This is a genomic window from Streptomyces sp. NPDC056347 (assembly GCF_042262625.1).
Taxonomy (GTDB): Bacteria; Actinomycetota; Actinomycetes; order Streptomycetales; family Streptomycetaceae; genus Streptomyces.
Genome location: NZ_JBHJQP010000139.1, coordinates 1 through 21,777, shown reverse-complemented (window position 1 = coordinate 21,777; position 21,777 = coordinate 1). Strand labels below are relative to the sequence as shown.

Annotated in this window: 22 protein-coding genes; 12 read left to right on the top strand and 10 right to left on the bottom strand. The window is 72.4% G+C overall.

What is annotated here, in order from left to right:
• Positions 1–803, top strand: an 803-nt coding sequence (locus ACFCV8_RS26825; RefSeq protein WP_376688016.1) for a DUF5995 family protein, incomplete at its 5' end; no start/stop codon positions are given.
• A 345-nt stretch (positions 804–1,148) separates the two neighbouring features.
• On the top strand, positions 1,149–1,445 hold the full coding sequence (locus tag ACFCV8_RS26820; RefSeq protein ID WP_376688015.1) for a hypothetical protein: 297 nt from the start codon (positions 1,149–1,151) through the stop codon (positions 1,443–1,445).
• 15 nt (positions 1,446–1,460) lie between these two features.
• Here ACFCV8_RS26820 and ACFCV8_RS26815 read toward each other — a convergent pair whose 3' ends face one another.
• Complete coding sequence (locus ACFCV8_RS26815; protein WP_376688014.1) at positions 1,461–1,883, bottom strand: hypothetical protein; 423 nt, start codon at positions 1,881–1,883, stop codon at positions 1,461–1,463.
• Between the two features lie 262 nt (positions 1,884–2,145).
• Here ACFCV8_RS26815 and ACFCV8_RS26810 point away from each other — a divergent pair, with 262 nt between their 5' ends.
• Entirely contained in the window at positions 2,146–3,231 is a 1,086-nt protein-coding gene (locus ACFCV8_RS26810) for a HEAT repeat domain-containing protein (RefSeq protein ID WP_376688013.1), read from the top strand.
• A 71-nt stretch (positions 3,232–3,302) separates the two neighbouring features.
• Here the strand turns inward: ACFCV8_RS26810 and ACFCV8_RS26805 are convergent, their stop codons facing one another.
• From ACFCV8_RS26805 to ACFCV8_RS26780, 6 genes are all read right to left on the bottom strand, one after another.
• A complete protein-coding gene (locus tag ACFCV8_RS26805; protein WP_376688012.1) occupies positions 3,303–3,815 on the bottom strand; it encodes a hypothetical protein in 513 nt (170 codons plus the stop codon).
• Between the two features lie 177 nt (positions 3,816–3,992).
• A complete protein-coding gene (locus ACFCV8_RS26800) occupies positions 3,993–4,778 on the bottom strand; it encodes a hypothetical protein (protein ID WP_376688011.1) in 786 nt (261 codons plus the stop codon).
• Between the two features lie 13 nt (positions 4,779–4,791).
• Positions 4,792–5,283 carry an inorganic diphosphatase gene (locus tag ACFCV8_RS26795; RefSeq protein WP_376688010.1) on the bottom strand — a complete coding sequence of 164 codons (492 nt, stop codon included), beginning with the start codon at positions 5,281–5,283 and terminating at the stop codon, positions 4,792–4,794.
• 166 nt (positions 5,284–5,449) lie between these two features.
• Positions 5,450–5,806 (bottom strand): hypothetical protein, encoded by a 357-nt coding sequence (locus tag ACFCV8_RS26790; protein WP_376688009.1) that lies wholly within the window; start codon positions 5,804–5,806, stop codon positions 5,450–5,452.
• Between the two features lie 484 nt (positions 5,807–6,290).
• The gene (locus tag ACFCV8_RS26785) at positions 6,291–7,082 is read right to left on the bottom strand and encodes a DUF2785 domain-containing protein (RefSeq protein ID WP_376688008.1); all 792 of its coding nucleotides are present in this window, start codon (positions 7,080–7,082) and stop codon (positions 6,291–6,293) included.
• 360 nt (positions 7,083–7,442) lie between these two features.
• A complete protein-coding gene (locus tag ACFCV8_RS26780; protein WP_376688007.1) occupies positions 7,443–7,808 on the bottom strand; it encodes a YybH family protein in 366 nt (121 codons plus the stop codon).
• Between the two features lie 101 nt (positions 7,809–7,909).
• Between ACFCV8_RS26780 and ACFCV8_RS26775 the strand changes: the two genes are divergently transcribed.
• Positions 7,910–8,827 (top strand): LysR family transcriptional regulator, encoded by a 918-nt coding sequence (locus ACFCV8_RS26775; protein ID WP_376688006.1) that lies wholly within the window; start codon positions 7,910–7,912, stop codon positions 8,825–8,827.
• Between the two features lie 28 nt (positions 8,828–8,855).
• Here ACFCV8_RS26775 and ACFCV8_RS26770 read toward each other — a convergent pair whose 3' ends face one another.
• On the bottom strand, positions 8,856–9,797 hold the full coding sequence (locus ACFCV8_RS26770; protein ID WP_376688005.1) for a TIGR03620 family F420-dependent LLM class oxidoreductase: 942 nt from the start codon (positions 9,795–9,797) through the stop codon (positions 8,856–8,858).
• Positions 9,798–9,904: 107 nt separating this feature from the next.
• Between ACFCV8_RS26770 and ACFCV8_RS26765 the strand changes: the two genes are divergently transcribed.
• The 3 genes from ACFCV8_RS26765 (at position 9,905) to ACFCV8_RS26755 (ending at position 12,237) form a co-directional block, all read left to right on the top strand.
• Positions 9,905–10,495 carry a TetR/AcrR family transcriptional regulator gene (locus ACFCV8_RS26765; protein ID WP_376688004.1) on the top strand — a complete coding sequence of 197 codons (591 nt, stop codon included), beginning with the start codon at positions 9,905–9,907 and terminating at the stop codon, positions 10,493–10,495.
• A gap of 46 nt (positions 10,496–10,541) precedes the next feature.
• The gene (locus ACFCV8_RS26760; RefSeq protein ID WP_376688003.1) at positions 10,542–11,159 is read left to right on the top strand and encodes a hypothetical protein; all 618 of its coding nucleotides are present in this window, start codon (positions 10,542–10,544) and stop codon (positions 11,157–11,159) included.
• Between the two features lie 247 nt (positions 11,160–11,406).
• Positions 11,407–12,237 carry a hypothetical protein gene (locus tag ACFCV8_RS26755; RefSeq protein ID WP_376688002.1) on the top strand — a complete coding sequence of 277 codons (831 nt, stop codon included), beginning with the start codon at positions 11,407–11,409 and terminating at the stop codon, positions 12,235–12,237.
• A gap of 221 nt (positions 12,238–12,458) precedes the next feature.
• Here ACFCV8_RS26755 and ACFCV8_RS26750 read toward each other — a convergent pair whose 3' ends face one another.
• Together ACFCV8_RS26750 and ACFCV8_RS26745 are read right to left on the bottom strand one after the other, a co-directional pair.
• Entirely contained in the window at positions 12,459–14,333 is a 1,875-nt protein-coding gene (locus ACFCV8_RS26750; protein WP_376688001.1) for an ABC transporter ATP-binding protein, read from the bottom strand.
• Positions 14,330–16,264: an ABC transporter ATP-binding protein gene (locus tag ACFCV8_RS26745; protein ID WP_376688000.1), complete on the bottom strand. Its 1,935-nt coding sequence runs from the start codon at positions 16,262–16,264 to the stop codon at positions 14,330–14,332. Before ACFCV8_RS26745 ends, ACFCV8_RS26750 begins: the two co-directional genes overlap by 4 nt.
• A 173-nt stretch (positions 16,265–16,437) precedes the next feature.
• Here ACFCV8_RS26745 and ACFCV8_RS26740 point away from each other — a divergent pair, with 173 nt between their 5' ends.
• The 5 genes from ACFCV8_RS26740 to ACFCV8_RS26720 all read left to right on the top strand — a co-directional run bounded on the left by ACFCV8_RS26740 (position 16,438) and on the right by ACFCV8_RS26720 (position 21,734).
• Positions 16,438–17,373, top strand: coding sequence for an ABC transporter ATP-binding protein (locus tag ACFCV8_RS26740; RefSeq protein WP_376687999.1), 936 nt, complete (start codon positions 16,438–16,440; stop codon positions 17,371–17,373).
• Position 17,374: 1 nt separating this feature from the next.
• The gene (locus tag ACFCV8_RS26735) at positions 17,375–18,175 is read left to right on the top strand and encodes an ABC transporter permease (protein ID WP_376687998.1); all 801 of its coding nucleotides are present in this window, start codon (positions 17,375–17,377) and stop codon (positions 18,173–18,175) included.
• A 161-nt stretch (positions 18,176–18,336) separates the two neighbouring features.
• Positions 18,337–19,626, top strand: a complete 1,290-nt coding sequence (locus tag ACFCV8_RS26730; protein ID WP_376687997.1) for a sensor histidine kinase — start codon at positions 18,337–18,339, stop codon at positions 19,624–19,626.
• A 19-nt stretch (positions 19,627–19,645) separates the two neighbouring features.
• Positions 19,646–20,293 carry a response regulator gene (locus tag ACFCV8_RS26725; protein WP_376687996.1) on the top strand — a complete coding sequence of 216 codons (648 nt, stop codon included), beginning with the start codon at positions 19,646–19,648 and terminating at the stop codon, positions 20,291–20,293.
• A gap of 199 nt (positions 20,294–20,492) precedes the next feature.
• The gene (locus tag ACFCV8_RS26720) at positions 20,493–21,734 is read left to right on the top strand and encodes an Ig-like domain-containing protein (protein ID WP_376687995.1); all 1,242 of its coding nucleotides are present in this window, start codon (positions 20,493–20,495) and stop codon (positions 21,732–21,734) included.
• The last annotated feature ends 43 nt before the right edge of the window (positions 21,735–21,777 follow it).

The window sequence follows — 21,777 nt, the reverse complement described above, 5'->3', positions numbered from 1 at the left end:
GCTCGCGGGCCGAACGGAAGCGCCTCACCGTATCCGCCCTGCCCGGCCCCGCCCGTACCTCCACCCGACCCCAGGAGACCGCCACCATGGCCACGACCGCACAACTGCCCACCACCATCGACGGCGTCATCGCCCGGATGGAACAGATCGACGCCGAACTCGACCCCCGCGACGGGGTGGCCTGCTTCAACCACATGTATCTGAAGGTCACCAAGCTGGTGAAGGACAACATCACCTCCGGCACCTTCGGCGACAACGCGTTCATCGAGCGGATGGACGTCATCTTCGCGGGCCTGTACCTGCGGAACGTCGACGCCGACCAGGCGGGCCGACCGGTCGACCCGGCCTGGGCACCGCTGTTCGCCGCCCGAGACAACCGGATCATCTGGCCCCTGCAGTTCGCGCTGGCCGGGATGAACGCCCACATCAACCACGACCTCCCCGTCGCCGTCGTCGAGACCTGCGCCGAGCGCCACACCACCCCCAACACCCCACCGGTCCACCAGGACTACGAGAAGGTCAACGACCTCCTCGCCGCCGCCGAGGCCGAGGTCCGCGCCGAGTACGAACCCGAGATCCTCAAGCTGACCACCCGGGACGCGGAGGCGCTCAAGCACGCCATCAGCGCCTTCTCCGTCGCCGAGGCCCGCGAGGCCGCCTGGACGACCGCCCAGACCTTCTGGATCGAGAAGAACGGCCTCGATCCCCTGGCCTACCGCAGCCACGAAGCCGCCCTGGCACGGGCGGTCGCGGTCGTCAGCCAAGGCATCCTCCTGCCGGTCGTTCCCATGCCCGAGAACTAGGCCGTTTCCCACGGACCACTGCACAAGCTCCGGGCTGCCGGTGGTGAGATGGCTTCATGCGACCTGAGCACCGCGTGACCAGGAACCACATCGAGGTGTGGCACGGACGTGTGCTGCCCTCGGGCCCGGAACGGATCAGGTCGTCGGGCCTTGCTCTGCCACGGCTTCTCTGGGCCGCTCCAGGCAGCCCGCGGGCCTCAAGCCCAGCCTGAAGCGGACGGTGGTCCCTGCCGTGAGCCGACAGTGCCGCAACGACCTCGACCGCACCACTCGAACGGGTCGCTAAGCGGCCGGAACCCATGGGAATGGATGCCCGAGGGGTCCAGCTCACCGAAGGAGAATCCCTTGAAGCGTCTGCTTCACGCCGCAGGCATCGCCATTGCCGCGACAGCGCTGTGCCTGACCACCGCCACCAGCGCGAGTGCCGCCAACGGCACGCTCGGGGTCAGTGGCAACACGTTCAAGAATCCTCCGGCGGGTTGCTACACAGGGAAGTTCATCCCGCTCTTCGTCAACAACCAGACCAACGTCACCGTTACCGTTTACGGTTCCTCCGACTGCAGCGGCTACGCCGAGGGCACGGTTGCGCCGGGCAAAGACGGCGTCTTCGAGTTCGGCAACAGCGTCCGCGTCCCGCGCTAGGCAGTTTCGGCCGGGTCATCGGGCGGACCGGAGGAAGATGCCTGCGATGCGGAGTCCGGCCGGATGGATGGTGGCGGTCTCTTCATAGCGGGTCGCGATGCCGCGCCCCTGCTTCAGGCGGTTGATGCGCTGCTCGACGGTGTTGCGCCACTTGTACGCCTCCCGGTCGAAGGCCGGTGGCCGGCCACCCTGGCTGCCCCGTCGCAGCCGGTGTCCGTGCCGGTCCGCCAGAACGGGGATCACCCCCCGGATGCCGCACTTGTGCAGGTGCTCGCGGATCGCGCGGGAGGAGCACGCCTTGCCGAGCAGGTCGCGGACAGGGGCGAGCAGATTCTCAACCGGTAGCAGGGGCGCGGCCCCGTCGGCCTTCCAAGGACGCGGGGGGCCGCAGGCCGGCGAGGCGCGGAAGGTGGACCGAAATCCGGAACCCCCGGTCATCTGCGGCTCCGGATGAGGACGGCGGCAAGGCGGAGTGCGGCCTGGCGGGTAATGGCGAGCCCGTTGGCTCTCATGGCCGGGCCGTGCTGCCGACCGAGCCGATTGATGCAGCGTTCCGGCGCGTTGCGCTGCTCGTCTCCGGCGAGTTCGGTGTCTGTTCCTTCGCCCGCCCGCCCGTCGTTCTGCCCGCCCATCCGTCGGTCCGTCCGCCCGGGCCGGCAATTCCCGTGCGTACCCGGGGTGCGCGCACCAGAATGCCCGCATGGAAACGGGAACGGTGGCGGAACTGGTCACGCAGGCGCGGGCGGCATTGCGTCGTGCCATCGACCCGGACGGCCCGGACGACCCGGAGGACCGGGACGACTGGCACGTATACGCGTCGGTGCTGTGGCGGGCGGCCGCCGACGGGGCGGCGCTGCCGCTCGGGCTGGAGCTGATCGGTTCGGCCGATCCCATCGCGCGTGAGACGGGCTGCGACCTGCTGCGCGACGCCAGCAGTCAGCACGAGGCGGGCCGCGCCGGGACGGCCGCCGCGCTGGTGGCCCTCGCGCGGCGGGAGGCCGAGGACCGCGTTCTGCGGTCGCTGGCGCGCGCGATCGGGACGACCCGCGACCCGCGCGCCGTCCCCGTCCTCGTCGCCCTCGCCGGGCACCCCGAGGCCGAGGTCCGCGAGGAAGTGGCCCGCTCGTTCGCGGAGGTCGTCACCGGCCTGCCGGACGGGCCGGACATCCACACCCTCATCGGGCTGACGCGGGACCCGGACCCGCACGTCCGTGACTGGGCGACGTTCACCCTCGGTGTCCAGGCCGAGGTGGACGGCCCCGCGATCCGGGCCGCGCTCCTGGAGCGGACGGCCGACGAGCACGCCGGGACCCGTGCCGAAGCGATCCACGCGCTGGCCCGTCGGCACGACCCCCGCGCCGTCCCGCTCCTGGCCGGACTGATCGGCCACCCCGAGGGCGCACACGCCCTCACGTTCAGCGCGACGCGGCTCACGGACGTCCCCGAACCGCTGCCGGCCCTCCAGGAGTACGAGCCCGGCGACGACTGGGTCACCGATGCCGTGAACGCCTGCAACCCGGTGCGGCGGGCCCGCCTGGACGCCTGGGCCTGGGAGCTGGTCTCCACGCTCCACCGGATCCGTCCCGACCTGGACGCCGCCGTCTCGATGGAACGCTTCGGCTGGGGCCGTTGCCTCGGCGTCGACGCTGCCTTCGGGCCGTCCGGCTACGACGTGGAGGCACTGCTCGTACGCGCCGACGGCAGCCCCGCGCGCGCTGCCGAACTGGTCGCGGCCGACCTGCCGGGAACTCTGCCCGGCGCCCCGCCCGGCCGTCGGCCCGAGTGATCACCGGCGATCACCGGCGATCACGGGAGGTCGGCGGTCGGATGAGCGGTGCGCCGGTCGCGCTGCTGTGCTCAGCCGGCCGCGTACCGAGCCGCGACGAGCCGTATCTCCTGCGCGGCGGTCGTCGGCTCCAGCAGCGGTGCCGCGACCTCGTTTCCCTCGTGCAGCACGCGCAGGCGCGGGCCGTCGGCGGTCACGCGCAGGTCCGGCCATCCGTACCGCCACAGCAGTATGTGCCGTTCCCACATCTGCAGGCCGACGCTGGTCACCACCAGCTGGTACTGGGGGCCCTCGTGGGCGGACGGCGGGGTGTGCTCCGTGAAGGGCGGCCGGACCGTGTAGGTGCCGACCACGGTTTCACCCGGTGCCAGGGCCGCGCTGCGGATGCCCTCGCGCCGACCGATCCGCGCCCCGGTCCAGGCGGCGGGCCACGCCACCACCAGAGCCGTGCCCACCAGGGCCCACCACGGCAGGGACGCCTTGATGCCTCCGCCGACGACAGTGGCCTCCGCGGTGACCACGACCACGACAGCCCCGACCAGTGACGAGCGCCGAAGACGCCCCTTCTTGTCCTTGTCGCCCATGCCCGCCCCCGCCAGTTCGTGACCGCCTTCCGTTCACCCTACCCACCGGGCCCAGGAGCCGAGTTGGCGCACGCGGCGGCCGGGCGAGCAGGGCGAACGAGGCGGTGACCGGGGCCCACCCGCCGGGCCGGCTTCCCGCCTGTCGCGTCCGGAACATCCGCGGCCCCGGGCACCGTCCTACCGTGTTTCCGGAAGCGGGGCGCGTCCGACCTCGCGGACGAGCTCCAGACCGAGCATCCGGTCCAGGAAGGCGAAGGTCTCGAACTTCGCGCCCTCGGGCATGTCGTCGCACGCCTCGGCCTGGCGCAGCAGATCGAGGACGGCCGGTGTGTCGAGGCTCGTGGTCAGCATGTCGGCCGCCGCGTGGCTGAACTCATGCGGGACCGGTTTCGACGGCGAACACGCCCAGTGCGCCACCCGCGCCCGCCAGTGCGCCAGCGTCCGTCCGGCGTCTGCGACGTCCTGGGGCGTGAGGGTGGCGCGGCGGTGGTACGGGTGGCCGAGCAGCGCGAGCCTGAGGGTGAGCAGATCCTCGTCCCCGGCCGGAGGCGGCGGGTGCGCCCCGGCCCCGTCCACGCTCCCCACTTCCACCCGCACCCCCTGTTCGGCATCGCACCGCCCGTCGCCGAAGACGTGCACGTCGGCCGGGCCTCCGAGGGCGTCGAGGGCTTCACCGTTGCCGGTGAACGAGGCCGGGGGCTGCACTCCGAGCGCCGCCACGAAGGCCTCCAGCGCCAGGATCCGCTCCGGTGACGGCTCGGGAAGCGCGCAGACCCGGGCCAGCTGCCGCCCCTCGGCCTCCAGCGTCCGCGCCAGCACGTCGGCGACGACGAGGATGCGGGCGTGGAGCGGTCCCGGTTCACCGTTGACGACCGGCAGATGCACACATATCCGCAGCAGCCGATCGCGCGCCGCCGCGAGCGTTGCCGCGGGAAACGTACGGCCCTCAGCGATCGTCGTCACGGCCCGACTCCCTTCACTCCCCGTGCGTGGGTAACTCCATGCATCCGGTGAGCTGGAGGTAGGCGTGGTGCGCGTCCGCCACCAGCCGATCGGCTTCCACGCGACCGCCGCAGCCCGTCATCCGGTACGCCGGACCGGGCGAGAGTCGGCCGAGCGCCGCCGCCCAGGCGGCGGGCTCCGCGTGCCAGCGGCCGAGATCAGGGAGGTCGACCAGATCGATGAACGGCTCCGCCTCCGCGACGCACACCACTTCGTCCAGGTCGCGCCGGCCGTCGTTCAGGTGGAGCACCGCGACCGGCCAGGCCGGCACCTCGTCCCCCGGACGGGCCGGTTCCCGCATCAGGACCATGGTCCGCACGGACCGCCCGCCGGTGTCCAGGGTGTCCTCGACGTACCCCTCGCCCACGGGCCAGCCCGGCGCTTCATCCCGCGAGGACCGTGCGCCGCCGTGCTTCCCGATGGAGGAACCGATGGTCGACTCGACCTCGACGGTGATACGAGGCACCGCGCCCACCTCCCGTACCGCATCGCCGGTCGCCCGGCTCGCACGGAGGCGATCGGCGCCGCACCGGCGCGGTCACGGCGAGCCTCGTCGCCGGATGTGTCCAGTGTCCCGCGCGGGGCCGGGCGCTACAACCGCCGCTACCGGCGGGGCCGCGCGGGCCGCGGGACTACGCGGGCGACCACGGGGTCCAGGGCAGTGCCTCGCGCCAGCCGGGGCGCCCGGCGGCCCAGTCCTGGACCACCTCGGCCACCGGCTCCACCGAGAACATCCCCCGGTCCCGGGGCACCCGCGCCCGGAAGTGGCGGTCCGGCCCTCCCTCGCGGTACTCCACCTGATAGCTCAGGTCGTCGTCGAGATACACCTGGATGTAGTGCTGGCCCGCGGGCTCGGCATCGAGCCGGTTCACGACGACGAAGCGCCAGGTGAGGTTCATGTCGGCCAGCAGGTCGTGCAGGGCGTCCTCGGAAGGGTCGTCCCAGGTCTTCCCGGTCGCCTCGACCGCCTGGATCACCGGAGTCCTCATGCGGGCGACTGTAACGGCCGCCTCCGACAGTGCCTGCCTTCGGGGCGGTCCCGGCACCTCGGGGCAGTGCCGGTTGTCCAACACGCCCAGGACGTTGCCGAAGGGGTTGGTCACGGAGGCGGTGACGAAGCCCGGTCCACGCTCCGTGAGCGGTTCGTACTCCTTCGCCCCGGGGGGAGCGGAGCCTTGCGAGCGTCGCGCTCACGTCGTCGACGTGCCGGTACACGATCGCGCCGCCCGGACCGGTGCCCGCGTCGGCGGGTGCGTAACGGCTGTCGATCGGGCCCGGTTCGTGCTGGTGCCCGCCGATGCGGAACTCGGCGTACCCGGGGGCGTTCGAAGTGCGGCTCCACGCCCGGCAGTTCCGTACCAGCGCTTCGCCGCCGCCTGCTGGCGGGCGTTCGTGTTCAACTGCCGCCGGTTCTCGGGGCGGGCCGGCCGGGAAGGAGCCTGCGAGGTGCCCGGCCCGACTGGGCGCCGTCGATCAGCGTCTGACGATCCGGTCGAGGACGGTGGCGATGCCGGACTTGACCGCGTCGCGGTGGTGGAGGGGTTCCGCGGGCAGTTCACTGGTGGGGCGCACGCCCCGGTCGGCGAGGATGTAGAGCAGGCGCAGGGTACGCAGGCAGTTGCTGATGTGGGCGGGCACCGGAGTGCTGATGCGGTCGGCCCCGAAGCGGTCGGCGATCGGATCCAGCCAGCCGACGGCATCGCGCTCGCTCAGATCGGTACGGGTCAGGACCCGGGCGACCGCCCGGGCGAGGCGGTCGTCCTCCAACTGGTCATAGACGTGGTCGGTGGGCGCAGTCAGCCGCGCGGCGGCGAGGTTCAGCATCCGCACCGGCGCCACCTCAGGGTGGCGCCCGAAGCCGGCGAGCAGGTCCGCGCCGTGCGCCACCGCGTGGAGCCAGCCGAGCGTCTCGTCGTGGCCACGAAGATCCCGCTCCGCCGGGTACCAGCGCTCGAACGCCTCCACCCAGTCGGCCCTGAAGTCCCCCGCGGCCACCAGCATGCCGAGCACGAGGGGCGCGAAGGTGCGGGCCTCGATCCGCGGGTCGGCGAACCGGGCCGCCATCTCGTCCCCCAGCTCCAGCCGCCGGGACGCCCCGATCGTCCCGCGAGCGATCCAGGTCGCGAGGACGGTGTAGGGCGCGCCGTCCCGGACCAGCGGATCGGGATCCGCCAGGGCACGGGACAGCTCGCGGACGAGGTCGTCCATGGGCCGGTCGGCGGGCACGGCACAGTCGGCGGCCTCGATGCTCTTCCAGTCGGTCATGACGGGCAGAGTAGGTCCATACCGTTGCCGTGCGCCTGCGAATTATGTCCAGGTTTTTCTCTCGACCTGTCAACTTTCCTACGAGACAAGGCAGTTCTGGTATCCGTATCGACCGGCCTGCTGGAGCCGGAGAGGGCGATGCGCGGCGGCCCGGTCCAGCGCGGGATCGCCGCGAGCCTGTGACCGGCCGAAGCCGGGCCACTGGTCGCGAGGCGCTCTCATCACCGACCCGGAGGCGGTCGGCCCTCGCGGCATGGATGCCCCCTGGCCGCCCCGTCGTGAGTCCCGTGACCCCGGCCGGTGGTGCACAGGGAGGCGTCCAGGCCGGGTTCCGCCCCATTGGCTCGGCGGGTGCGCGGATCAGCGGGCGGGCGGGGTGAACTCGGGCTGGTCGAGCAGGCGCAGCCAGCTTCCGTCCGGCTGGCGGCGGACCACCTGGGCGCGGGCCCCGGTGCCGTCCTTCGGCGGGGTCGAGGTGAGCGCGATGCCGTCGCTGACCAGCGTCGGCAGCGGCTGTTCCGGCTCGAACCGGGGGGCGTGGGCCAGCACCTTCTCCCACAGGGCTCGGATCGCCTCCCGGCCGACCGTCAGCTCGCCGGGCGGGTAGGCCATCACCGCCTCCTCCTCGTAGAGCGCGGCGACCCCGGCCGCGTCACCGGCGTTGGACCGCTCGACGAACAGCCGGGTGATGTCCTCGGGCCGCATGGCCCGCTCGTACTCCGGCACGGTTTCCTCCTGAGGTCGGGTTCCGGTGGCACTTCCCAGGGTGGTGGCCGGTGGATCAGAAGTCCAACAGATGGAATTTCTGCGAACTAGAATCACTGGTCATGGATCTGAGGCAGCTGGAGTACTTCGTCGCGGCCGCCGAGGAGCGGAACTTCACCCGCGCCGCCGAGCGGGTGCACATCAGCCAGTCCGGTGTCAGCGCCCGGATCGGCCGGCTCGAACGGGAGCTGGGCGCCGAGCTGTTCGACCGTTCCGCCCGTACCGTCACGCTCACCGTCGCGGGGAAGGCGGCGCTCGAACACGCCCGCGCCGCGCTCGCCGCGGCCGGGGCGGTCGGCCGGGCGGTGGGGGAGGTGACCGGCCTGATCCGGGGGCGGCTCACCGTCGGGATGGTCGTCGGCTGCACCCTCACCCCGCTGTTCGACGCCCTCGCCGCCTTCCACGAGGCGCATCCCGGGGTGGAGATCGCGCTGCTGGAGGACAGGTCCGACCGGCTCCTCGACGGCGTGCGCACCGGCGCCGTCGACCTGGCGCTCATCGGCACCGCGACCGCCGCCCCCGACGGACTGGAGTCGCTGACCCTCATCAGTGAACGGCTCGTCGCGGCGGTCCCGGCCGGGCACCCGCTGGCGCGGCGGCGGCAGGTCGCCCTGCGTGATCTGATGACCCACCCGATCGTCTGCATGCCGCCCGGCACCGGCCTGCGCGCGGTGTTCGACGAGGCGTGCGCCGAGCAGGGCCTCAGGCCCACCATCGCGCTGGAGGCCGGCGCCGCGCAGGCCATCGCCGACCTGGCGGTCCGCGGGCTCGGCGTCGCGGTGCTCAGCGCCTCGATGGCCGAGACCTACCGGGACCGGCTCACCGTCCGCCCCCTCGTCGACGTCGGGACACCGGCCCTGCTGGCCCTGGTCTGGAAGGGCGCCCACAACCCCGCGGTGCACGCGATGCTCGTGCACGCCCGGCGGGAGTTCAGGGACTTTCCGGGAGTGCGCCCGCAAGCCGCGTCCGGCGGATCATGACGGCGGCGAGCGGTCGCGGCCGGCCCCCTCAGCGCGGCGCGGCGGCCGCCTCGGGGTGACGGGGCACGAGGGCGGGGGCGAGTTCGCGCCACTCCCGCTCCGGCAGCCCGGCCGGATCGGCGGTCAGTACCTGCAGGCAGACGTGGTCGGCTCCCGCCCGGAGGTGCTGCCGAACGCGTCGCCGGATCGCCTCGACGTCCCCGCAGGCGACGATCGCGTCCACCAGCCGGCGGCTCGGACCGCCGGTGATGTCCTCGTCGCCGAAGCCGAGCCGCCGCAGACTGGCCACCTGGTGCGGCGCCGCCAGATATCCGGCGACGTGCGCCGTGGCCACCTCACGGGCCTGGGAGAGGTCGGGGTCGAGCACAACGGCCTGCTCGACCCCGAGGAAGGCATCCGGCCCCATGATCCGGCGGGCCCGTGCGGTGTGCTCGACGGGGACGAAATACGAGTGCGCGCCCCAGGTGCGTTCGGCGGCCAGCTCCAGCATCTTCGGGCCCAGGGCGGCCAGTACGCGGCGCGGAGCCGGGTCCGGTACGGGGCCGTGGGCGGGCGACGCGTCCATGGCGTCCAGGTAGGAGCCCATCGTGCGCACCGCCCTGCCGCGGGCCGGCACGGGATAGCCGTCCACTTCATGGACGGTGTCGTCGACGCGGTGCCCGCCCAGACCGAGCACGTAGCGTCCGGGGAACGCCTCGCCGAGCGTGCGTGCCGCGGCGGCGGTGGCCAGCGGTTCCCGGAAGGCGATGTTGGCTATCCCGGAAGCGACGACCAGTCGGCGGGTCGCCGACAGCAGCAGCCACGCCTGGCCCACCGTGTCACGGCCGAACGCCTCTCCGTACCAGAGTGCCCCGTAGCCCAACTCCTCGATCTCCGCGGCCGATTCGCGCACCCGCCCGGCGGGCTGCCCCTCGTAGGCGAAGGTCCAGATCCCGACCGGGCCGAGCTCGGCCGATACGTCGCGCGCCATCCGCACTCCTTGACCAGACGTTCCGGAGAGGTTCTCCGGTTGACGCCCGCTAAGATACGGAGAACTTCTCCGCTTGGCTATTCCGGAGGCGACGGAAAGGCAGGACGATGGCGACGGAACAAGGCAGTGGCGCCGGATCGCCGCAGCGCACCGACGCGCGCCTGAACCGGGAGCGTCTGGTGGCCGCCGCGCGGGAGGTGTTCGCCGACGCCGGCCCCGCCGCGTCGCTCAACGAGATCGCCCGCCGGGCCGGCGTGGGGCCGGGCACCCTGTACCGGCACTTCCCGAACCGCCGGGCCCTGCTGACCGCGGTCCTCAAGGACCGGATCCTGACGCTGTGCGCGTACGCGGAGAAGCTGGGCACCGCGGACTGCGCCGACGACGCGCTGGAGCGGTGGCTGGGCGCGTTCCTGGCCCATGCCCGTGCCAACCAGGGCATCGGCAGTGCCCTGATGGTCGACGGGCCCGGCGCGCTGGGCCTCGACTGCCACCAGCTGATCCTGGACGCCGCGGCCGGTCTGCTCACCCGGGCGCAGCGGCACGGAACGGCCCGTGACGACCTGGCCGCCGACGACCTGGTCCGGCTCGTCACCGCGATCGCGCTGTCCACGGCCCACGGCGACGACGCCGAACAGGCCGCCCGGCTGCTGGACCTGGCGCTCGACGCCGTGCACGGAGCGCCGCGTGGCGGCAGGTGACCGACAAGGCCTGGTCCGGTGGAGGCCTGCCCGGGATCATGGCGGCATGGGCAAGGACATCCAGGGCTTCATCGAGTGCCACCGTGACTGTCGGGACCACGAGGCGGACTCGTTCTGGCATGCGGCCATCGACCTGGACCACCTGAAGGTGCCGAGGAACCATGACGCCTTCGGCGCTCTGTTCGGCGTCTGCGACAACGAGCAGTTCGTACCGGTGGCACCCGTCCGTGGACTGCCCGCCGACGCGTCGAGCCGGGTCCGCGACGGCCATGGGACGACGGCCGGGCGAAGTGCGAGCTGGGTCAGCTGGGCGGAGCTCAAGCGGGTCGACTGGGACGAGGAGTCCGCCGAGCCGGATGCCCGCATCCGCGAGTACTGCCGTGATCCGCACGGCGACTGGCGGTTCCTCCAGCGGCACTGCTCTGTTCCTCGGCGATTCGTCGAGCTCTGCGGACAGCCGGCTCACATCGCGGTCCGGCCCGAACCGCACTTCCCGGAGGGCTCCCAGTGGATCGATGGGGACCGGATGTTCCGTGTCGAGCGCCTCAGGCGCCGCGACGCCGTACCCGACGATGAGTGGGGTCCGGTCTGGACCGTCATGCGCACCCTCGCCGAACTGCACGGCGACGACGATGTCAGGCTGGTCGTCTGGTTCGACGACTGACGCCACCCCGCGGCCCGGACGGAGATCCCGGCGATGTGAAGCGCGGTGAGACGGATCGTCCCGGTCCCCTCACCGGATCAGCGACAGCGGACCGGCGGATTGCGTCCCACCGCCACACGGCTGGACCTGACGCCCGGCGCTCCGGCAGTGGCGGCCCGGGATTCCCACCCGCCCGTTCCGGCCCTTGTACGACGTTCCGCGGCGGGGCCGGTGCATGGGGACTCGGCCGAACGGGAATTACGGCTGGGTGAAAAGCAGGGGGTACGGCAGCGTTTGGTACCGCAGGCGGCTGCCCCACTGGTTACGGGGGCTGCTCGTCCTCGCGGCCGGATGGGGAGTCCTGCTCTGCGGTCAGCAGGTCGCTGAAGGCTACGGAGCGACCATGGAGTACCGCGACGCACCGGTCTGCCGGGGCGGGGCCCGGAGCGGGAACGGGGACGAGGGGGAACTGTGCGTACGACGTGAGGCGGGCACGGTGCTCGACCGGCGGACGGGTGAGCGCTGCACGTACAACGGCACGAGCGGCGGCACGACGGGAGGCATCAGCACCGGAGGCATCACGGCCGGAGGCGGTATGAACACCGCCGGTGGCGCCGGCGGTGCGACGGCCGGCGGGGTGACCACCGCAGGCGGCGGAGGCGGCGGTACGACCTGCACGACGTACCACGACCTGAAGGTCCAATGGGCAGGGGATGCGACCTGGTTGGGCGTGGCGTCGGTGACGTACGGCGATGCCGGGGAGGGGGACCGCGCCGAAGTCCGGCTGTGGCGGGGGGACGTCGTGGAGCTGAGGGTTCGCGGCCACATCGACTCCTACGCGCCCTCCTCGCAGCAGGTGGTTCTCCCGTGGCTCGCGCTGGGCTGCCTGACCCTCGCGGGCGGCGCATGGGCCTTGCTGAGCGGGCGGCCCTCCGGCCTCTTCGCCTTCCACAGCGCCGGCTTGCTGTTCGTGGCCGTCGGGGTCGGCTGGCTCGGCTCCATGGCACTGTTCGGCGGCCACCCCGTGATCTGGGTGTTCGCCGTCGTGTGGACGGGTTTCGCGGTCTTCTGGACCGTCAGTGCCTGGCGGGACGGGTAGCAGCCCGTTCGAGCCTCCAGCGACCGGACCGCCGCCGACGAGTCGAGCCGGTCCACGGCGTGCGCGGGGCGTGTGGGCCTGGTGCGAACCGGGCTTCCCGCCCGGGCTCCAGCGCGTTCTCCTGTGGACGCCCTTCCAGGAACCGGACTCCGGGATGCGCATGCACTGCGCATCCCGGGTGACCATCGCGTGCACGGACGCGGGACCTGTGTCCGAAGCGGCTACGTCAGGCTGTCCCGCCACGCCCGGTGCAGGCCCGCGAAGCGGCCGGTGGCGGCGATGAGTTCGGCGGGGGTGCCGTCCTCCACGATGCGGCCGTGCTCCATCACCAGGACCCGGTCCGCGATCTCCACCGTGGACAGCCGGTGGGCGATCACCACGGCGGTGCGGCCGTGCAGCACCGTGTCCATGGCCTGCTGCACCGCGCGCTCGCCGGGGATGTCCAGCGAGCTGGTCGCCTCGTCGAGGATCAGCACCGCCGGGTCGGCGAGCAGCGCGCGGGCGAAGCCGACCAGCTGGCGCTGACCGGCCGAGATCCGGCCGCCCCGCTTGCGTACGTCGGTGTCGTAGCCGTCGGGCAGGGCGCTGATGAACTCGTGAGCCCCGATCGCCTTCGCGGCCCGCTCGATGTCCGCGCGGCTCGCGTCCGGGCTGCCGATCGCGATGTTCTCGGCGACCGTGCCGGAGAACAGGAAGGCCTCCTGCGTCACCATCACCACCCCGCGCCGCAGTTCCGGCACGGCCAGGTCCCGCAGGTCCGTGCCGTCGAGCAGCACCCGGCCGTCCGTCGGGTCGTAGAACCGGGCCAGCAGCTTGGCCAGCGTCGACTTGCCCGCGCCCGTCGACCCGACCACGGCGACGGTCTGCCCGGCCGGGAGCGTCAGGTCGAAGCGGGGCAGCACCTCGCCGCCCGTGCGGTACGCGAAGCGCACCCCGTCGAAGACGACCTCCCGGCCCGGGGCCTCGCCGGTCCGGGCCGGCAGCTCCCGGGGGGCCGAGGGTTCCGGCACGGACGGGGTCTGGGCCAGCAGACCGGCGATCTTCTCCAGCGAGGCGGCCGCCGACTGGTACGAGTTCAGGAACATGCCGAGCCGGTCGATCGGGTCGTACAGGCGGCGCAGATAGAGCACGGACGCCGCCAGCGCACCCAGCGCCAGGGTGCCCGAGGCCACCCGGTACGCACCCCAGAGCACGATTCCGGCGACGGCGGTGTTGGCGACCAGCCGCGAGCCGACGACATAGCGGGCCATCTCCAGCATGGCGCCGCCATTGGTCCGCTCGTGGGCGCGGTTCAGCTTCTCGAAGTGCGCTTCGTTGGCCCGCTCGCGGCGGAAGGCCTGTACGGGGCGGATACCGTTCATCGTCTCCGCGAACTTCACGATCACCCCGGCGGTCGCCGTGGACTTCGCGCCGTACATCTCCCCGGCCCGCCGCTGGAAGCGCCGCACCAGCAGATACAGCGGGACGAACGACAGCACGGCGACCGCGCCCAGGCCGAGGTCCAGCCAGAGCAGCATCAGCGAGATGGTGACGAACGAGAGCACCACGCCGATCAGTTCCTGGAGCCCTTCGCTCAGCAGCTCCCGCAGCGACTCCACGTCCGTGGTGGACCGCGAGATCAGCCGGCCCGAGGTGTAGCGGTCGTGGAAGTCCACGCTCAGCGCCTGCGAGTGGCGGAAGATCCGGCCGCGCAGGTCGAGCAGCGCGTCCTGGCTGATGAACCCGGAGATCCGGACGAACCCGTACTGCATGGCCCCGCCGACCGCCGAGCACAGCGCGTACCCGACCGCCACCGCGATCAGCGGCCCGTACTCCGCGTCCCGGAACGCGGGCACCCCGCTGTCGATGGCGTAGGCGACGAGCAGCGGCCCGGCCTGGAACGCCGCCTGCTGGACCACGAGCAGCAGCGCCACGAGCGCCACCCGGCCCCTCATCGGCCGCAGCAGAGACCTGAGCAGCGCGCCGGTCGCCCCGGGCGGGGTGGGCAGATCGTCCCGGTCGAAGCGGTCCTCGGCGCCGGGGCCCGGCGGGTCCGCCGGGTCCGTCGCGTTCCCGGTGGGTCCGGCGGGGGAGGCGGCCGTCGTCGTACTCGTCATCGGGTGAGGCCCTTCTCGGCGGGGAGGCCCGAGGCGCACGCGGCACCGGCCGGGGACGGCTCGGGGAAGGTGTCCGGGGCGACCCCGTCCGGTATCCGTGAGGCGCCCGACATCAGCCAGGCGTACTCGGCACTGCTGCGCAGCAGCTCCTGGTGCGTGCCCACGGCGGCGATCCGGCCCTCGGAGAGCAGCGCCACCCGGTCCGCGAGCATCACGGTCGACGGCCGGTGCGCGACCACGATCGCCGTGGTCTCCTCCAGGACCTGCCGCAACGCGGCCTCCACCAGCGCCTCCGTGTGCACGTCCAGGGCGGAGAGCGGGTCGTCCAGGACCAGGAAGCGGGGCCGCCCGACCACCGCGCGGGCCAGTGCGAGCCGCTGCCGCTGCCCGCCGGAGAGGCTGAGGCCCTGCTCGCCGACCTGGGTACCGACGCCCTCGGCCAGCTCGTACGCGAAGTCGGCCTGGGCGATGGACAGGGCCCGGCGCAGCTCTTCCTCCCCGGCTCCCTCGGCGCCCATCAGGACGTTCTCCCCGATGCTCGCCGAGAAGAGAGTCGGCTCCTCGAAGGCCACCGAGACCAGCTCGCGCAGCTGCTCCCGGGGCATGGCGGTGATGTCCGTGCCGTCCAGGGTGATCCGCCCGGCCGTGACGTCGTGCAGCCGGGGAACCAGCGCGGTGAGCGTCGTCTTCCCGGAGCCCGTCGCCCCGACCAGGGCCATCGTCTCGCCGGGCCGGACGCGCAGGTCGATCCGGGCGAGCGCGGGCTCGGAGCCGGGCGCCGCGTCGGGATAGCGGAACTCCACGCCTTCGAAGACCATTTCGCCGCGGGCCGGAAGGTCGCTGGCCGGGTGGTCGTCGGCCGGGCCGCCGGCCGCGAGGGTGCCGGCCGCGGAGGCATCGGCCCTCCCGGCCGCGTCCGAGGTCTTGGCGGCGTCCGCCTCCTCCGGTACGTCCATCACCTCGAAGAAACGGTCCGCCGCCGTCGCCGACTCCTGGCACATCGCCAGCAGGAAGCCGATCGACTCGACCGGCCACCGCAGGGCCAGCGCGGTGGACAGGAACGCGACCAGGGTGCCCGCCGAGAGGTCGCCGTCCGCGACCTGGATCGTGCCCAGCACCAGCGCCGCACCGATCGCCAGTTCCGGGATCACGGTGATGGCGGACCAGATCCACGCCAGGAGACGGGCCTTCTCCAGCTCCGTGGCGCGCAGCCGTTCGGAGAAGGCGCGGAAGGCGAGGGCCTGGCTGCGGTGGCGGCCGAAGCCCTTGACGATGCGGATGCCGAGCACGCTCTCCTCGACGACCGTGGTCAGGTCACCGACCTGGTCCTGGGCCCGGCGCGCCACGACCGCGAACTTCGTCTCGAAGACCGAGCAGATGATCATCAGCGGCACCACCGGGGTGAGCAGCACCAGCCCCAGCATCCACTGCTGCGAGAGCAGGATGACGAAACCGACCACGATCGTCGCCCCGTTGACCAGGAGGAAGGTCAGCGGGAACGCCAGGAACATCCGCAGCAGCATCAGATCCGTGGTGGCGCGGGAGAGCAACTGGCCCGAGGGCCAGCGGTCGTGGAAGGACACCGGCAGCCGTTGGAGGTGGCGGTACAGATCGGCCCGCATCTCCGCCTCGACGCCGGCCAGCGGCCGGGCCACCATCCACCGCCGCACCCCGAACAGCCCGGCCTCGGCGACGCCCAGCAGCAGCAGGTACAGCGCGCCGAGCCAGACACCTCCCGGATCGCGGTCCGCCACCGGGCCGTCGACCAGCCACTTGAGAACGAGCGGGATCACCAGGCCGACGCAGGACGCGGCGATGGCCACCAGCGCGGCACCGGAAAGCCGCTTCCGTACAGGTTTGACGTAGGGCCACAAGCGCAGCAGGGACTGTGCGGTGGACCGTTCCTTGGTCTCTACATGTTCCTCGGGCATCACAGTCGAGACTACGGTTCGACCCTGACATCGCTCATGTGGTTTTTCGCCAGTCGAGCGCGCGCGTAATTGTGGGGGAGCGCAGGTCGTAGCCGGTATCAACCGATCGGCTGATGCCGCTTCGAGCGTGATGGACGATGGTGCGCCGGAGCCCGCGCCACGATGCTCGGGGCATGGCAATCATCGAAGCGAACGGCGTGCGCAAGGCGTACGCCGGGCGCACTGTGGTCGACGGCGTGAGCTTCACCGTCGACGAGGGCGAGATCTTCGGAATACTCGGCCCCAACGGCGCGGGCAAGACGACCACGGTGGAGTGCGTCGGGGGACTGCGCGCTCCCGACGCCGGTACGGTCCGGGTCGCCGGACTCGACCCCGTCGCCGACCGCGGCCGGGTCACCCGGCTGCTCGGCGCCCAGCTCCAGGAGAGCGAACTCCAGCCCAAGATCACCGTGGCCGAGGCGCTGGAGCTGTACAGCTCCTTCTATCCGGACCCCGCCGACTGGCGGCAGCTCGCCGAGCGCCTCGGCCTGCACACCAAGTACGACACTCGCTTCGCCAAGCTGTCCGGCGGGCAGAAGCAGCGGCTGTCCATCGCGCTCGCCCTGGTCGGCAACCCCCGGGTGGTGATCCTCGACGAACTGACCACCGGACTGGACCCGCGGGCCCGCCGGGACACCTGGAAGCTGATCGAGGACGTGCGCGCGGGCGGCGTCACCGTCCTGCTGGTCACCCACTTCATGGAGGAGGCACAGCAGCTCTGCGACCGGATCGCGGTGATCGACAAGGGGAAGGTCGTCGCCCTCGACACCCCGTCCGGGCTGATCGGCAGGGCCGACGGCTCCACGGTCATCTCCTTCACCCCCTCGCGGCCGCTCGCCGACACCGAGCTGGCCCAGCTGCCCGGTGCCGTCTCCGTCGAACGCGAACGCGAGGGCGAGAGCGGGGGAGAGAGCGACCGGATCGTCATCAGCGGCAACGACGAGACCGTCAACGCGGTGATCTCGCTGCTGGCCCGGCACGGCATCACGGCACACCGGCTCCGCGTCTCGGAGACGACGCTCGACGACGCCTTCCTCGACCTCACGGACCAGACAGAACAGGCGGCTTGAGATGACCACCGCGAACCCGGCCACCGCCCCCACGGGCAGGGCCCCCGCCGCCTCCTCCGCCACCTCCGCGCACCGGGCGGTGCTCCGCGCCGAGGCACGGCTCTTCCTCCGCGAACCCGGCAGCCTGTTCTGGATCGTGGTCTTCCCGACCGCGCTCCTGACGATCCTCGGCCTCATCCCCTCCTTCCGGGAGCACACCGACGACCTCGGCGGACGGCGCGTCATCGACCTCTACGTACCGGTGGCGGTGCTGCTCGGCATGATCATGGCCGGGCTCCAGGCCATGCCGCCGGTCCTCACCGGCTACCGCGAACGCGGCATCCTGCGCCGGATGTCCACCACCCCGGTGCGCCCCTCCGCGCTGCTCACCGCGCAGATCGCGCTGCACGGCCTCGCCGCCCTGGGCTCCGCCGCGCTGGCGATGGCCGTCGGCCGGATCGGCTTCGGCGTCGCGCTGCCCGGGCAGCCGATCGGCTACGCCCTGGCGCTGCTGCTGGCGGTGGTGAGCGTGCTGGCGCTCGGCTCGCTGCTCTGTGCCCTCGCCCGTACGGCCAAGGCGTCCGCCGCGCTCGGCTCGGTCGTCTACCTGATCACGATGTTCACCGCCGGGGTCTGGATCCCGGTGCAGAGCATGCCGGACACCCTGCGCACCATCGTCCGGTTCACCCCGTTCGGCTCGGCCTCCGAGGCGCTGAACCGGGCGGCCGCCGGCAGCTGGCCCGAACTGGCCCACCTCGGCGTCACCGCGCTCTGGGCGGTACTGCTGGCCTTCCTCGCGACCCGGCTGTTCCGCTGGGAGTGACCGGCCGCAAGCGGGCGCGGGAATGACCGGACGTCGGCGAGCGCGGGAGTGACGGGACGCAGGAGAGCGCGGGAGTGACCGGCCGCGGATGAACGGGGGTGCGGCCGGCCACGGACGAGCGGGGAGTGACCGCGGCGGGGGAGTACGGGCAGACTGCGCGCATGGAAACGGGGAGCACACCCATGGTCGGCAGGGCCGGAAGAACGAGCGCCGAGGCGGGCTGGGACCGGTTCTTCCGGTACGGGCCCTACGGCCTGCTCGGGCTGAGCACCGTCGTCTCCGCGGTGAGCGCCCCGATGATGATGGACCGCACGGCGGTGTACGGAGCCGCGGCACTGGTCGCGGCGGCGGTCGCGCTCCAGCTCCTGTGGGGGCACGTCGGGCCGAAGCATCCGCCCGGCGGCCGGGCGTCGCAGTGCTACTTCGCCGCCCGCACCGCGCTCGGCTTCGCACTGACCTGGTGCAACCCGTTCTTCTCGGTGTACGCGATCCTCGGGTACTTCGACGCCGGGCGGCTGCTCCCGCGCCGGGCGATCCGCCCCGGACTGCTGATCACCGCCGTCATCATGGCCGGTGCGCAGTGCGGCAGCGGGCTGCCGCCCGCCTCCGCGATGAACTGGGTGGCCTTCGGCGCCCTGTTCGCCCTGCACGCCACCCTCACCATGGTCTTCGCCCGGATCGGTGAGCGCGAGACCGACCACGCCCGCGTCCAGGTCGCCACCATCACCGAACTGGAGTCGGCCAACGCGCGCCTCGAGCAGGCCCTCGCGGAGAACGCCGGACTCCACGCCCAGCTCCTCGTCCAGGCCCGCGAGGCGGGCATCGCCGACGAACGGCGCAGGCTCGCCGCCGAGATCCACGACACCCTGGCCCAGGGGCTGACCGGCATCATCGCCCAGCTCCAGGCGGTCACCTCGATCGGCGACACCGACCCCGAGCTGGCCCGGACGCACCTGGACCGGGCCGCCGCCCTCGCCCGGCACAGCCTCGGCGAGGCCCGCCGCTCGGTGCACGACCTGGTGCCCGCCGCGCTCGCCCAGGACGACCTGCCGGGCGCGCTGAAGCGCACGGTCACCACGTGGGGGGAACGCCACGGCGTCCGGGCCGGGTTCACCGTCACCGGCACCGTCGAACCGGTCCACGACGAGATCGCCGCCACCCTCCTGCGGATCGGCGAGGAGGCCCTCGCCAACGCCGCCCGCCACGCCGGGGCGGCCAGGGTCGGCGTCACCCTGTCGTTCATGGACGACGAGCTCACCCTGGACGTGCGGGACGACGGCCGCGGCTTCGACCCGGCCGCCCTGCCCCCGTACAGCGGCGCGGGCGGCTTCGGCCTCGGCGGCATGCGGGCCCGCGCCGAACGCGTCGCGGGGACCGTGGAGGTGGAGACGGAGCGGGGCCGGGGCACGGCGGTCAGCGCGCGGGTGCCCCTGGTCCGCACCGCCGCCTGACCCGTACGGTTGGCCCGTCATGATTCAGGAATCCGCACACGTCATCACGCTCGTCGTCGTCGACGACCACCCGGTCGTACGGGACGGTCTGCGCGGCATGTTCGACTCGGCCCCGGGCTTCCAGGTCCTCGGCGAGGCGTCGAACGGGGTGGAGGGGGTCGAGCTCGCGGCCCGGCTGGACCCGGACGTCGTCCTGATGGACCTCAGGATGCCGGGCGGCGGCGGGGTCGCCGCCATCGCCGAACTGACCCGGCGCGGCGCCCGGTCGAGGGTCCTCGTCCTCACCACGTACGACACCGACTCCGACACCCTGCCCGCGATCGAGGCGGGCGCGACCGGCTATCTGCTCAAGGACGCCCCGCGCGACGAACTGTTCACCGCCGTCCGGGCCGCCGCGGACGGGCGTACCGTCCTCTCGCCCGCCGTCGCCTCCCGGCTGATCTCCCGGGTGCGCACCCCGGCGGCGGGCGGCGAATCGCTCTCGGCCCGTGAGCGCGAGGTGCTCGAACTCGTCGCGAAGGGCACCTCCAACCGGGAGATCGCCGCCGAACTCTTCATCAGCGAGGCCACGGTGAAGACCCACCTCACCCATGTCTTCGCCAAGCTCGGAGCCAAGGACCGGGCCGCCGCCGTGGCCATCGGCTACGACCGGGGCATCCTCGGCTGACCGGTGCCCGGTCCGGTGCCCGCACCGCTACCTGAGTCCGGTCGCGATTTGGGACTGAACGGTGACATCTGAGGGCTCATTTCCCCATGGTTGTTGTGATTATCTTTCACCGAGCGTGCATATGCAGTGCGCGGGGGAGGGAACCCGAGGGTTCCCGGGGCCATGGCGGGGCCAGGCCGTGCGAGGGGAGACGACCACATTGAACGGGCAGCCGATATCGGGGACATCGGCCGGGACGAACGGCATACGGGGCGGGCGGCGGAGCGCCGGGCTGGCCCTGGTGACGGGCGCGTTGCTGCTGCTGGTGACGGCGTGCGGCGGGGGTGACGAGGCGGGCGGCACCGGCAAGGGCGGCGGCAAGGCCGAGGACACCGCGGCCTCGAAGGCCGTGGTGACCGTGGCGCCCAAGGACGGCGCGGAGTCCGTCGCCACCAGCGGCGCGCTGAAGATCTCGGCCGCGCAGGGGAAGCTGACCACGGTCAAGGTCTCCGACCCCAAGGGCGCGGCGGTCGACGGGAAGATCGCCGCCGACGGCGTGAGCTGGGCGCCGGACCAGCACCTGGCCGCGGCGACCAAGTACAAGGTCCACGCGGTCGCCAAGGACTCCGAGGGCCGTGAGTCGGCGAAGGACACCACCTTCACCACCCTCGTCCCGCAGAACACCTTCATCGGGCAGTACACCCCGGAGGACGGCTCCACGGTCGGCGTCGGCATGCCGGTCTCGATCCACTTCACCCGCGGCATCACCGACCCCGAAGCGGTCGAGAAGGCCATCAAGGTGACGGCCGAGCCGTCCGTCCCGGTCGAGGGCCACTGGTTCGGCAACGACCGCCTCGACTTCCGCCCCGAGGACTACTGGGCCGCCGGCACCAAGGTGACCGTCAAGCTCAACCTCGACGGCGTCGAGGGCCGGCCCGGGGTCTACGGCAAGCAGGCCAAGACGGTCTCGTTCACCATCGGCCGCAAGCAGGTCAGCACCGTCGACGCGGACAGCCACCGGATGAAGGTCGTCCGCGACGACCGGCAGATCAAGGACATCCCGATCTCGGCGGGCGCCCCGGCGACCACCACGTACAACGGTCAGATGGTCATCAGCGAGAAGCTCAAGGTGACCCGGATGAACGGTGACACCGTCGGCTTCGGCGGCGAGTACGACATCAAGGACGTGCCGCACGCCATGCGGCTCTCCACCTCGGGCACCTTCATCCACGGCAACTACTGGGGCGGCTCCGGCATCTTCGGCACGACCAACACCAGCCACGGCTGCGTCGGTCTGCAGGACGTGCGAGGCGCCTGGAGCAAGACCACCCCGGCCGCCTGGTTCTTCGACAACTCGCTCATCGGCGACGTCGTGGTCGTGAAGAACTCGAAGGACAAGACGATCCAGCCGGACAACGGCCTCAACGGCTGGAACATGTCCTGGGCGGAGTGGACCAAGTAGTCCGCCGCACGACAGCGGTACGACGACGGGCCCGGAGCCGCGA